Origin of the sequence: Sphingomonas faeni, assembly GCF_040407565.1 — a bacterium.
GTDB classification, from domain to species: Bacteria; Pseudomonadota; Alphaproteobacteria; order Sphingomonadales; family Sphingomonadaceae; genus Sphingomonas; species Sphingomonas faeni_F.
The window spans coordinates 35,152-47,938 of the sequence record NZ_JAPZPR010000006.1; the positions used below are offsets into that span (position 1 = coordinate 35,152).

General features: G+C 69.9%; 10 protein-coding genes. 4 read left to right on the plus strand and 6 right to left on the minus strand.

Going from position 1 to position 12,787, the window contains the following annotated elements; translation table 11 throughout:
• Window positions 1–91 precede the first annotated feature (91 nt).
• The 3 genes from O6Y00_RS13235 to O6Y00_RS13245 all read right to left on the minus strand — a co-directional run bounded on the left by O6Y00_RS13235 (window position 92) and on the right by O6Y00_RS13245 (window position 3,934).
• A complete protein-coding gene (locus O6Y00_RS13235; RefSeq protein WP_353443069.1) occupies window positions 92–1,810 on the minus strand; it encodes a heparinase II/III family protein in 1,719 nt (572 codons plus the stop codon).
• A gap of 17 nt (window positions 1,811–1,827) precedes the next feature.
• Window positions 1,828–2,484: a ribulose-phosphate 3-epimerase gene (gene rpe / locus O6Y00_RS13240; protein ID WP_353443070.1), complete on the minus strand. Its 657-nt coding sequence runs from the start codon at window positions 2,482–2,484 to the stop codon at window positions 1,828–1,830.
• Between the two features lie 172 nt (window positions 2,485–2,656).
• Window positions 2,657–3,934 (minus strand): RsmB/NOP family class I SAM-dependent RNA methyltransferase, encoded by a 1,278-nt coding sequence (locus tag O6Y00_RS13245; protein ID WP_353443071.1) that lies wholly within the window; start codon window positions 3,932–3,934, stop codon window positions 2,657–2,659.
• A gap of 103 nt (window positions 3,935–4,037) precedes the next feature.
• Here O6Y00_RS13245 and O6Y00_RS13250 point away from each other — a divergent pair, with 103 nt between their 5' ends.
• A complete protein-coding gene (locus O6Y00_RS13250; protein WP_082441494.1) occupies window positions 4,038–4,196 on the plus strand; it encodes a DUF1674 domain-containing protein in 159 nt (52 codons plus the stop codon).
• Between the two features lie 209 nt (window positions 4,197–4,405).
• Window positions 4,406–6,262: an AsmA family protein gene (locus tag O6Y00_RS13255; protein ID WP_353443072.1), complete on the plus strand. Its 1,857-nt coding sequence runs from the start codon at window positions 4,406–4,408 to the stop codon at window positions 6,260–6,262.
• A gap of 214 nt (window positions 6,263–6,476) precedes the next feature.
• On the opposite strand, the gene O6Y00_RS13260 is transcribed toward O6Y00_RS13255, so the two are convergent.
• Window positions 6,477–7,454 carry an NAD(P)H-dependent glycerol-3-phosphate dehydrogenase gene (locus O6Y00_RS13260; RefSeq protein ID WP_353443073.1) on the minus strand — a complete coding sequence of 326 codons (978 nt, stop codon included), beginning with the start codon at window positions 7,452–7,454 and terminating at the stop codon, window positions 6,477–6,479.
• A complete protein-coding gene (tsaD, locus tag O6Y00_RS13265) occupies window positions 7,451–8,476 on the minus strand; it encodes a tRNA (adenosine(37)-N6)-threonylcarbamoyltransferase complex transferase subunit TsaD (RefSeq protein WP_353443074.1) in 1,026 nt (341 codons plus the stop codon). Before tsaD ends, O6Y00_RS13260 begins: the two co-directional genes overlap by 4 nt.
• A gap of 64 nt (window positions 8,477–8,540) precedes the next feature.
• Between tsaD and hemC the strand changes: the two genes are divergently transcribed.
• Window positions 8,541–9,446 carry a hydroxymethylbilane synthase gene (gene hemC / locus O6Y00_RS13270; protein WP_353443075.1) on the plus strand — a complete coding sequence of 302 codons (906 nt, stop codon included), beginning with the start codon at window positions 8,541–8,543 and terminating at the stop codon, window positions 9,444–9,446.
• Window positions 9,447–9,453: 7 nt separating this feature from the next.
• Complete coding sequence (locus tag O6Y00_RS13275; RefSeq protein WP_353443076.1) at window positions 9,454–11,163, plus strand: uroporphyrinogen-III synthase; 1,710 nt, start codon at window positions 9,454–9,456, stop codon at window positions 11,161–11,163.
• A 187-nt stretch (window positions 11,164–11,350) separates the two neighbouring features.
• Here the strand turns inward: O6Y00_RS13275 and O6Y00_RS13280 are convergent, their stop codons facing one another.
• Entirely contained in the window at window positions 11,351–12,649 is a 1,299-nt protein-coding gene (locus O6Y00_RS13280) for an amidohydrolase family protein (protein WP_353443077.1), read from the minus strand.
• Window positions 12,650–12,787: the final 138 nt, after the last annotated feature.

Consider the following 12,787-nt stretch of genomic DNA (forward strand, 5'->3'; position numbering starts at 1 on the left):
CTAACCGGCGACGACGCTCCGTTATTGCCACCTTTCCAACTGGGCCCCGGCCTTCGCCGGGGTGGTGCATCTCACCTGGGGTGGCCTCCGGTCAGACGGCCTTCTTCAGCGCCCAGCTCACACTCGCGCCGCCGGCTGCCGCTTCGCCGGTGATCATCAGCTGTTGCGTCGCAACCGGGCGGCCGTCGGCGTCGATCCAGACGCTGTCCTCGACCACCAGCGCGCCGCCGCGGCAGCGGAATTGCCACAAGGGCCCACCGGGGAGGCGGAGGATCGCGCCGAGCCCGTCCGCGGTCGGGGAGACTTGCACGCCTTCGCCGAGGTGGAAGCGGATCGCGAACAACGACAATCCGGCGCGGCGTTTGCGACCTTGCGGCAACAGCGCGTCCTCGCCGCGGAGTTCGCGGCCGTCGCCGGTGAGCATCAGCTGGCGGCGGTGGAGGAAGCCCCAGCGGCGGACATAGCCGTCGTGGCTTGCCTCGATCCGACTGGCGGCGTCCGATTCCTGGCGGCTGAGCTCGACTTCGCCGACGCCGCGACCGAGCGTGCCGTCGGCGAGGATCGCGGTCGAGTTGCTGTCGGCAATCGTCAGCGTGGAGTGGGCGGCCGTCGAGCGCAGGCCCTCGACCATCGCGGGCGGGAGCTGGGAGATGCCGGCGCGTGCGCCGCCGCAGTTGACGACGATCCGTGCCGGGCCGTCCGAGAATTCGAACGCCAGCGTCGACGCGCAACCGCCTTCGACGAGGCGCGCGATCGGCGGCGGGGCGGCGTCGACGATTAGCACCGCGGTGCCGGCGGCGAGGCGTTGATAGCCCCAGTCGCGCGCCTGGCGAAGCGGGCGGGTGCGGACGCCGCTGGCTTCGACGACCGCGGCGACCTGCGTTTCGCTGGCCGGACCGCCACCCTGCCAGCTCGACAGGCCGCGGTCGGCGTGCGCGACGCCGAGCAGCGCCGCGACCATCCGGGTGAGCGTGACCGCGACCGTCTCGGGGAGTTCGGCGCTGCGGGCGGCGTAGCTTTCCTGGAGCAGCGTGAGCAGCTGGATCGAATCGAGCAGCATCGCCGGGCTGCGCGAGACCGAACCGCCGTCGTCGAACAGGCCGGTGCCGAGCGCGCGGAGCAAGCCTGCCTCACCAAATGCCTGGCGCGGTTCGCCGCCGGGGATCAGCAGGCCCGCCGCGACGACTCCGCACCACGCGGCGATGCGCGGGGCGCCGGCTGGGGCCTTGTCGGCATTGCGATCGAGGTGGAGGGCGCCCTTTGCGAGCGCGTTGAGCACCTTCGAGCGATAGATCTGGTCGGACGACGACAGGATCAGCGGCGCGTGCGCGGTCCAGGCGAGGATGCGGCGGCCCCACATGTCAGGGCGCCATGCGATCCCGCCTTGCGTGTCGGCGTGCGCGGTCAGCCAGAGGCCCATGAGGTACTCGGCGATCGGGGCGCCCCGCGCGCGGGTCGCGACGGTCGAGAGATCGCGTAGCCACGCGAAACTGTGGAGATATTCGGCGAACGGTTTCGGCAGTGGCTTCGAAAGATCGAGCGTCTCGATATCCCGCGCCTCGCCGCGGAACGACAGGACGCCCTCCAGCAGCATCGTGCCGCGCGGAATATCGCCGAGGATGGGGTCGTCGGGGACCGCGATCAGCTTCAGCGGGTAACGGCCCTTGAGGCGCAGCGTATGGAGCGGGGTGCGCCACGTCAGGCGGTGGAAGCGCTCGGCCAGGCGATCGGCGAGCGACAGCCCCTTGTCGCCGCCGAGACGGATCAGGCGGCGGCCTTCGTCGATCCCGTCGGGGGCGGGATCGGTCACGGGATCACGCGGCTCGTTCACCCCCGCAACGCGGCGATGTTGGCGGCGTAGTGGTTGGGGCCGCCGCGGAAGACCGAGGTACCCGCGACCAGCGCGTCCGCGCCGGCGTCGATGCAGCGTTTGGCCCATTCCGCATCGACGCCGCCATCGACTTCGAGATCGATCGCGCGGCCGCTCTTCTCGATCATCGTGCGGATCGCCGAGATCTTCTTGAGCTGGCTCGGGATGAAGCTCTGGCCGCCGAAGCCGGGGTTGACGCTCATCACCAGCACGAGGTCGACCATGTCCATAAGGTAGTCGAGCATCTTCGCCGGGGTGCCGGGGCAGATCACGACGCCAGCGCGCTTGCCGAGGCCCTTGATGTGTTGGAGCGAGCGGTGGATGTGCGGGCCGGCTTCGTAATGCACGGTGATGCAGTCGGCGCCGGCCTCCGCGAACGCGTCGAGATACGCGTCGACGGGGGAGATCATCAGGTGGACGTCGAACGGCTTGGTGGTGACGCCGCGGACCGACTTCATGACCGCGGGGCCGAACGAGATGTTGGGGACGAAATGGCCGTCCATCACGTCGATGTGGATCCAGTCGGCGCCGGCCGCGTCGATGGCACGGACTTCCTCGCCGAGTTTGGCGAAGTCGGCGGAGAGGATCGAGGGGGCGATGCGGACGGGTTGCATGAAAATTGTCCTAGCGAGGGATTCGTGCGGTGCGAAGTCTTTCAATCCTCCCCCGCAAGGGGGAGGTGTCGCCGAAGGTGACGGAGGGGGAGGAACTCGCAACCTCGGTTACCCTTTCCTCCCCCTCCGTCTGGCAAGTGCCAGCCACCTCCCCCTGGCGGGGGAGGATTGGTTACGCGCGCTTGAGGCGGGTGATGAAGAAGCCGTCGCAGCCGCCTTGGTCGGCGAGCATGCCGGGGAGCGTGCGGATGGTGCCAGCTTCCGTCGGCGTGATACCGGCGGGAAGTTCCGACTGGTCTACCGGAGCGATCGTGTAGTCGCTGCGGGCGGCGAGGAACGCGTCGAGCTGCGCTTCGCCTTCCGACGGCTCGAGCGAGCAGGTGGCGTACACCAAAGTCCCACCCGGCTTCACCCAGTCCGCCGCCCTCGCGAAGATCCGCGACTGCAACGCCGCGGTCTCGGCGATGATCGAGGGGCGGACGCGGTGGAGGACGTCGGGGTGGCGGCGGAAGATTCCCGTCGCGCTGCACGGCGCGTCGATCAGGATCGCGTCGGCGGGTTCGCTCGGCGCCCATTCGAGGATGTCGGCATTGACGACCTCGGCCTTCAAATGCGTGCGATACAGGTTCTCGCGCAGGCGCTTGATGCGGCTCTGCGAATTGTCGACCGAGGTGACGGTCCACCCGGCGCTCGCGAGTTGGAGCGTCTTGCCGCCGGGGGCTGCGCAGAGATCGAGGACGTGGCCCTCCCCTTTCCCGAGCAACCGCGCGGGCAGCGAGGCGGCGATGTCCTGCACCCACCAGGCGCCGTCGCCAAAGCCGGCCATATCGGGGACGGAGTCGTGGTCACCTAGGCGCAGATGCCCGGGCATGAAGCTTTCGCCGCCGAGTTTCTCGCGCCAGCCTTCGGTCTCGGACGGGTCGGCGATCGTCAGGTCGAGCGGCGGCACCTGCGCGATCGCGCGGCCGGCGGCGTCGACCATCTCCTCGCCCCACGCGGCTTCCCAGCGCAGTTCGACGGGGGCCGGCAGCGTCGGCACTTCGGGGAGCAGCATGTTGGCACGGAACAGCGTGCCGAACACGCCGTGGACCAGTTTCCGGGGACCGCCGTCGACCAGCGGCAGCACGGTCGAGATCGCGGCGTGCGAGGGGGTGCCGAGGATCAGCACCTGGACCAGCGCGATCCGCAGCGCCATGCGCGCCTTCGCATCGTCGGGCAGGTTCGTCTTGGTGACCGAATCGATCATCGCGTCGAGATCGGGAAGGCGGCGGAGCGTCTCGGCCGCGATCGCATGCGCGAGGCCACGGTCTGGGCCGTGAATCGCGCGCGTTGCAGCGGGGAGCGCGGATTCGAGCGACTCGCCGCGACGCAGAACGGCGTCGAGCAGGCGGAGCGCGGCGCGGCGGGTCGGGACGCCGAGCGGCTCGGGGGCGTGGGTATAATCAGGCATCAAAGGTCCTTCGCGTTCGGTTTGGCGCGCGGCTTGTGGCAAAGCGGCGCGACAGGGCCCATGTGGCGGTTACGACGCCAACACGCAAATCCGGAGAGCCGCGATGGGCCAGCGCCCCGATCATCTGAAGCCGCCAGAATATCTTGCGAAGAATACGCCGGTGCCGAAGCCCGAGGCGATCGTGCCGGACAAGGACCCCGAACCGCGCGATCCTACGCGCTATGGCGATTGGGAGCTGAAGGGCATGGCGATCGATTTCTGAGGGGCTTACCGCACCTTACCACCCCGGCGGAGGCCGGGGCCCAAGTGGAAAGGTGGTCGTAACGTGGCGCTGTCCGTCTTTAGCGACGTTGCCCAGTTGGCCCCCGGCCTCCGCCGGGGTTGTGCAATGGCTAGGGCGAATGGATGTAATCTGCGGCAGCGGTCCTGACGCAGGCGGAACGATTTCCCCGGCGGCGCGTCGCCGCTATGATGAGGGGATTCTTCGAGAAACGTTGGGTTAAAGTCACCGGCATTGTTGTCGCGAGCGTGCTCGTGCTGGGGCTGGTGGGGCTTGCCGCGTTTCCGTGGGGATCGCTGAAGGGCGTGATCGAGCGGCAGCTGACCGCGCGGTTCGGGCGACCCGTGACGATCGGCGGGATCGAGCGGGTCGACGCGTTCGGCTTTAACCCCACGATCCGGATCACGAACGTGCGCATCCCGCAGGCGGCATGGGCGGGCAAAGGCGACTTCGTTCAGCTGCGCGAGGCCGAAGCGACGTTCTCTGGCATGGGCCTGCTAAAGGGCGCGTTCGGGCCGCGCGACGTGAAGGCGCGCGGGCTGCGTCTGGTGCTGGTGCGCGACAAGGACGGCCGGACCAACTGGGAGCGGCCGGGCAAGCCGAAGGGCGGCGGCAGTTCGACCGATCTCGACGGGCTGACGATCAGTGACAGCGTGATCGAGTATCGCGACGACAAGCAGGACCGTTTCGTCACCGCGCGGTTCGTGTCGGATCCGGTGCATGGTATCCGCGCGAACGGATCGGGGACGATCCGCGGGGCGGCGGTGCGGATCGCGGTCGCGGGGCCGTCGGTGGAGAAGTTCCAAGGCAAGCCCTGGCCGTTCACCGCGTCAATCGATGGCGATGCTCTTTCGATTGCCGCCAAGGGGCTGATGGACCGGCCGCTCGATACCGACGCGATGAGCCTCGACGTGACGGCGCGCGCGACCGATCTGAAGCTGATCGACGCGGTGACCGAGGCGGGACTGTTCCGCACGCAGCCGGTGTCGTTCAGCGCGCACGTCCGGCACGACCAGCCGAAATGGACCGTTACGCAGTTGAAGGGCGTGGTCGGGCGCTCGGATTTTGCAGGCCACGTGACGGTCGATAAGCAGGCGGGGCGCAGCAAGGTCGATGGCGCCATCGTCTCGCGGCAGTTCGATTTCGGCGATCTGGCGTCGGACGAGGGCAAGGCCGAGGGCGCCGCGCTGGAACGGCGGATCGGGCCGCGGCTGGTGCCGAACACGCGGATCGACATCAGCAAGATCGATACGACCGACGCGCGAATGGGATTTCGGATCGGGCGTATCGTCAGCGGCAAGGGCGCGTCGCCTATCCTCTCCGCCAAGGGCGTGCTGGCGATCGATCATCAGCTCCTCACGTTGAGCGACCTCGTCGCGCGGCTGTCGCACGGCAACGTCACCGGCAAGGTGACGGTCGACCAGCGCGGCGACCGGAAGGTGCCGACCGTCGATATCGACCTGCGGCTACGGGGCAGCAGCGTCCAGGCGCTGGCGGGCGGCGGTGGTGATTTCAGTGGAAACGTAAGTGCGCGGGTGCGGCTGAAGGGACCGGGCGAGACGATTCGTGCGGCTGTCGGGCGGTCGAACGGGACGATCGGGTTCGTCGCGCGCGATGGCCAGTTGCCGCAGGGGATCGCCGCCGCGCTGGGGTTTGACGCCGCGCGCGCGCTGCTGGCGAAGGATGGCGAGCGGGCGGGGTTGCGGTGCGTGGTGTTGAAGCTCGACGTGACGCGGGGGCAAGGGCGGGTCGATCCGATGATCGTCGATACGACGGCCAGTCAGTTGCGCGGAACCGGGAGCGTGGTGTTTCCGGGGGAGACGCTGAACATCCGGCTGACGGGCACGCCGAAACAGCATGCGCTGCTGCGGTTGCCAGGGTCGGCGTACATGACCGGGACGATCGAGCAGCCGCACGTGACGATCCCGCCCGAGGTGAAGTCGGTGGGGAATATCTTCAAGGCGATCGGGCGGGCGATTACCGGGAAGCAGGGGCCGACGGCGAGTGATGCGGATTGTTCGGGGTTGGCGGCGCGGGTTTTGCGGTGATTGCTAATCCTCCCCCGCAAGGGGGAGGTGGCTGGCTCTTGCCAGACGGAGGGGGAGGTAAGGGCAACGTAGGTTCCGTGTCCTCCCCCTCCGTCACCTTCGGTGCCAGCTCCCCCTGGCGGGGGAGGATCGCGAGGTCGGCTCTCCCTTGTTCTCCCGCGAAGGCGGGAGCCCAGTCTGGGTCCCTGGCTTCGCGGGGAAACAGTTTTGGGGGTTAGCCCGCCTCGCCCTTTAGCGGGCGCGCGAGGAGGTCGCCGATGACGTCACTTACCGGCGCACCTTCCAATAGTCGGCAGACGGCTTCGGTGATCGGCATGTCGACGCCCGCGTCGCGCGCGGCTTCGCGGAGGACGGGGGCGGTGAAGGCGCCTTCCGCGACGGTGCGACGGTCGGACAGAAGCATTGCGGCGGAGTCGCCCCTCCCCAGACCGACGCCGAGCGAAAAGTTACGCGAACTGATCGAGGAGCAGGTCAGGACGAGGTCGCCCAGCCCCGATAGCCCGGCGAGCGTTTCCGCCCGGGCTCCGCGGGCGAGGCCGAAGCGGGTCATCTCGGCGAATCCGCGCGCTATCAAGGCAGCGCGCGCGTTCTGGCCAAGCCCGGCGCCCTCGACGACGCCGCAGCCGATCGCGAGGACGTTCTTCACCGCGCCGCCGATCTCCGCGCCGGCGACGTCCGTGGAGGCGTAGGTGCGGAAATGACGCGCCGCCAGCCGCGTGGCGAGGCGTTCGCCGAGGTCGGCATCCTCGCATGCCAGCGTGACGGCGGTGGGCAACCCGGCGGCGACCTCGTGCGCGAAGGTGGGCCCGGAGAGGACGGCGATCGGTGCGTTCGGGTGAACGGCGCGCGCGACTTCGCCGACCAGACGCTTGCTGCCGGCTTCGATGCCTTTTGCGCACAGGACGAGCGGGATGCGCCCGACCGGGGCGGCGGCGAGGACGCTGCCGACGTGCTGCGCGGGGGCGACGACGAGGATCGCGTCCATGTCGGCAAGCGCGGTGAGGTCCTCGGTGGCACGGATCGTCGGGGAGAGCGCGACCCCGGCGAGGAAGAGGCTGTTCTCGTGGTGCTCGTTGATCGAGTCGACCACCGCGGTTTCTCGCGCCCAGAGGATCACGTCGCGACCTTCGTGCGCGGCGACCTGTGCGAGTGCAGTGCCCCAGGCACCGCCGCCGATGACGCCGATCTTCATGCCTTAACTCCTGCGCCACGCACCGCTTCGGCGTTGGGATCGAGTGGCCAGCGTGGGCGCGCGGCGACGTCGAGCGGGTCGGTGAGCCCGACGGCGAAACGCTCGGCGCCCGCCCAGCCGATCATCGCGGCGTTGTCGGTGCAGAGCCAGAGCGGCGGCGCGACGAAGCGGAGGCCGTGCGCGCTGGCGAGCGTCTGCAACGCGCCACGAACCGCGGTGTTCGCCGCTACTCCGCCCGCGACAACGAGCGCGGTGGCGCCGTGCGAGGTCCGCAGCGCCTTCGTCGTGCGATCGATCAGGCAGTCGACGACCGCGGCCTGGAACGAGGCGGCAAGGTCCTCGGGCGAATATTGGCCGACGACGCGCGCGACGGCGCTTTTCAGGCCGGCGAACGAGAAATGCGGTTCCGCCGAGCCCTTGAGCGGACGGGGCAGCGGGACCGCCTTCGGGTTGCCGAGTGCTGCGGCGCGTTCGACCGCGGGGCCGCCAGGGAAGCCGAGACCGAGCAGCTTGGCGGTCTTGTCGAAGGCTTCGCCTGCCGCGTCGTCGATCGTCGTCGCGAGCCGGCGATACGCGCCGACGCCTTCGACCAGCAGCAACTGGCAATGCCCGCCGGACACGAGCAAAAGCAGGTACGGAAATTCGAGATCCGGGTCGGACAGCCGTGGCGACAGCGCGTGGCCTTCGAGGTGGTTGACCGCGATCAGGGGCTTGCCGGCCGCGTGGGCGAGCGCCTTGCCCGTCACCAGCCCGACCATGACGCCGCCGATCAGCCCCGGCCCCGCGGTCGCGGCGATCGCATCGACGTCGGCCAGCTTGAGTCCCGCATCGGCGAGGGCCGCGACGATCAGCGGCTCGAGCGCCTCGACATGCGCGCGCGCGGCAATTTCGGGGACGACGCCGCCGAACGGGGCGTGCGCCGCCTCTTGCCCCAACAGCCGGTGCGCGAGGACCTGACGGTCGCCGGTGACGAGCGCGGCGGCGGTTTCGTCGCAGGAGGATTCGATACCGAGGATGATCATCGCCCTCTCCTATCGCGCCGCGCCAAGCTTGTCGAAGCCGCGCGGTTTCTGCATGGCGCGAAGAATGACTCGTTTTCGGCTCGGTACGCGCGGATCGCCGCTCGCTCTCACCCAGGCGGGCATGGTGCGCGATGCACTGTGCGCGGCGCATGGCTGGTCGCCCGATATGGTCGAGATCGTCGTGATCCGGACCACCGGCGACCGCGTGCAGGACCGCGCGCTGGCCGAGATCGGCGGCAAGGCGCTGTGGACCAAGGAGCTGGATCGCGCGCTGCACGACGGCGACATCGATGGCGCGGTGCATTCGATGAAGGACGTCGAGACCATCCGGCCCCAGACGCTGCGGATTGCGGCGATGCTGCCCCGCGCCGACGTGCGCGACCGGCTGATCGGCGCGGAGACGCTCGCCGACCTGCGCCCGCACGCGGTGGTGGGCACGAGTTCGCCGCGCCGCCGTGCGCAGATGCTGCGGCTGCGCCCCGACCTCGAGATCGTGCTGATCCGCGGCAATGTCGACACGCGGCTCGGCCGGGTCGCGAGCGGCGAGATGGATGCGACCCTGCTGGCGGCGGCGGGGCTCGACCGGCTCGGGCGCGACGACGGCCATGCGATCCCGACCGACGTCATGCTGCCGGCGCCCGCCCAGGGTGCGGTTGGCGTCGAGGTGCTCGCCGGAAGCGCCGCGGGCGAGATCGTTGCCGCGATCGATCATAGCGACACGCGTGCGTGCGTGCTGACCGAGCGGGCGCTGCTCGCGCGGCTGGGGGCGGACTGCCATTCGCCGGTCGCGGCGCTGGCCTCGCTGGCGGGCGAGACGCTGACGCTGCGCGCCGAACTGATCGCCGAGGATGGGTCGTGCGATGTCGCGGGGTCGATCGAGGGGACGGTCGAGGACGACCTCGGGACCGCGCTCGCGGAGGACCTGCTGACCCGCGCCCCCGCCAGCGTCCGGCGGCTGTTCGCCGCATGATGCTGCCATGACCCGGGCGATCGTGGTGCTGCGGCCGGAGCCCGGCAACGCGCGCACCGCCGCGGCCCTGCGCGCGCTCGGGCTAACGGTGCGCCAGGTGCCGCTGTTCGCGGTACGCCCGGTCGCCTGGACGATACCAGAGCTCACCGGAATCGATGGCCTGTTGCTGACGAGCGCCAACGCGGTGCGCCATGGCGGTGCCGGGCTGGACGCGGTGAAGCATCTGCCGGCGATAGCGGTCGGCGCGACGACGGCGGCCGCGGCGGCCGGTGCCGGGTTCGCGGTGGCGGTCACCGGCACCGGCGACGCCCGCGCGGTCGTTTCCGAGGCGCGCGACCGCGGCTTTGCCCGGTTGCTCCATCTCGCCGGCCGCGACCGGAGCCCGACCGGGGTCGGCGATGCGTACGGCAATGACGGGGCGGACGATTCGACCGGCGGCATCGATTCGGTCATCGTCTACGCCAGCGACGCGCTGCCGCTGGACGACGCGACCACGCGGTCGTTCGAGGATTGCCTCGTCCTGCTCCATTCCGCGCGGGCGGCGGCGCGGCTGGCGGCACTGGTCGACGCAGCGGGAGTGGACCGGTCGCGAATCGCGGTCGCGGCGATCAGCGAGGGCGTCGGCGAGGCCGCCGGTCGCGGCTGGGCCTCCGTGTCGATCGCACCGCAGCCCAGCGATCCGGCACTCGTCGCGCTCGCTGTTGCAGGTGCGAACACGCACGCGATTGACCATCCGGCGCGCGGCGGGGATAAGCATGTCATGAGCGACTACGTGCCGACCGATCGCCCACGGGCACGCGGACCCAAAATGGGTATCATCCTGGCCCTGACCGGGCTCGCCTTCGTCGCCGGTCTCGGGCTGATGGCCTATGCCTCCAGGATGCTGCCCTGGTTCGGCGGCACGCAGGCGACCGCCGGGTCGACCGGCACCGGTGCGGCGACGACGGCGCAGACGCAGGGCGCGGGCAGCGCGGGCTATATCCCGTCGCAACCGCTCGGCCCGAACGGCGAGCCGCAGGCCGCGCCACCGATCGACACCGCCGTGCTGGCGACGCGCGAAGCCACGCTGGCAGGCCAGCTGGCCGCGCTCGAGGCGCGCACCGCGGCGATCACCAGCGATGCCGCCGCCGCGGGCGGCCAGGCGACGCGCGCGGAGGGGCTGATGGTCGCCTTCGCCGCGCGCCGCGCGCTCGATCGCGGCGTCCAGCTCGGCTATCTCGAGGAACAGATACGGCTGCGGTTCGGCCAGGCGCAGCCACGCGCGACGATGCTGCTGATCCAGGCCGCGCGCCAGCCGGTGACGCTGGAGGATCTGCGCCAGGGGCTCGACACGATCGCGCCGGACATCACGACATCGACCGGCGAGGGCTGGCTCGACACGATCCAGCACCAGATCGACTCGCTGATCATCCTGCGCAAGGCCGGTACGCCCTCGCAGATCCCGACCGATCGCCTCGCGCGCGCACGGCGGTTGCTGGGCGCGGGCCAGGTCGAGGCGGCGCGCGCGGAAGTCGCCCGGCTGCCGGGCGCGACGCAGGCGGGCAACTGGATGGACGCGGCGCGGCGCTACGTCGTCGCGCGCCAGGCGCTCGATGCGATCGAGAACGCCGCGCTGATCGGCCAGGCCGGGCAACCCCAGCCGGCGCCGGTAGTGATGCCCGCCCCCGAGCCACAAACCCCCGCGGTCGAGACTGCCCCGGAGAGCCCGGGCGTCTGACACTCACGGTTGCGGCGCCTGCCTCGTCCGCATGTCCAAACGATCCTGCCACCGTGATTCGCGACGGAACATCGACCACGGACGATGGGCGCGGACTGCACGAATCACAGACTTCGGGCGTCGTGATTCTTAGCTCCCGAGCCCGGAGATCCGACCTTTCCGTCCTGTCGGCGTGAGTGCCAGCGCGTCAGCGCCCCGGCGGTGCCGGAACGACGTGGCGATCGACGGTGTAACCGTTCTTCCAGATCGTCACGATCCGGCGGGTGTCGCTGATCCTCTTCGTCGGATCGCCCTCGACGAGAACCAGATCCGCCCGCATCCCCTTGGCAATGCGGCCGCGGTCCGGCGTCTTGAAGACATGGGCCGGCGCCGACGTTGCCGCGGCCAGTGCCTGTACGGGACTGAGCCCTGCACGCACGAGAAGCGCGAGTTCGAGGTGTAGAGAAGGTCCGAACGCCGTGGTGGGATTGGGCGCGTCTGTACCGGCGATCATCACCGCACCGGCCCGGGCGAGCATTCGCGTATTGGCGAGCGCGGTCGAGAAGTCGGCAGGCCTTGGCCGAGGCCAGGTAAGAGTGAGCATGCCGCGCTGCGTTTCCGAGAGATACGGTGCCACGACGGGATCCGCGGCCAGCGTGCGCGCATCGTCCGCGCCGGAGATCCCGTCGTACACCGCGAGCGTTGCCGTCTGGGCAATGCCCTTCGACACGATCGATCTGACAAGGGCCGGATCGAGAGGGGCATCGCAGATCGCGTGCTCAATCACGTCGACGTCACCAGCGACGGCGATGCGCGCGTCGGCCAGTTGCTGAACGTGGACGACAACGAGTTTGCCCGTCGCTTTGGCGGATTGGATGACGGCGGCGAAGCGTGCCGCGCTGAATGCGGGGAGCGAGGCCCGACGCCCCGGGCGAGCACCATCGTCCTGAAGGATCTTGATGTAGTCGGACCCGCCGGCGACGCGCGCTGCCATGAAGGCGTTCGCGTCGGCGTCCGCGGCGAGCGTGGGGGGCAAGGGCATATTGGCCTGACCCGCGAACAGCTCGATCGGATGTCCGCCAGGCGGGGTCGCGCCGACGCCGGCGGTGAAGGTGTCGGCTTCGGCGACCCTCCCATACGAGGCGCGCTGCTGACGCCAGCCGGCGATCGTGGCGGCGTCGGCAATCGAGTACATGTCGAACATCGTCGTCACGCCGAACCGCAGCGCGTCGCGTTGCGCGCCCGCGAAAACGTGTACGTGCCCGTCGATCAGGCCGGGGATGAGCGTTCGGCCACGACCGTTGATCACCTCGGTGTCCGACGGTATGCGCAGCATCTTGCCGACCGCCGCTATGCGCCCGTTTGAAAGCATCACGTCGCGCTTGCCCAGCATCTTCGTGCCGTCGAAGACGCGGGCTCCCTGTATGAGGACACGGTGGTCCTGGGCTATTGCGGGGGTCAGCGACAGCACGCACGTCGCGCATGCAGTGAATACTTTCCAGTCCATGTCGTCTGCCGCCTCCGAACTCGGAATAGCGCTTTCTAGACGGAGGCCCAGGGAACATCCATCCGTTCCGCGTGGACGCGGAGCGCGGACGGCCGTCAACCGGCGCAAGGTCGCACTGCCGGCAACGCTGCCGTTGGT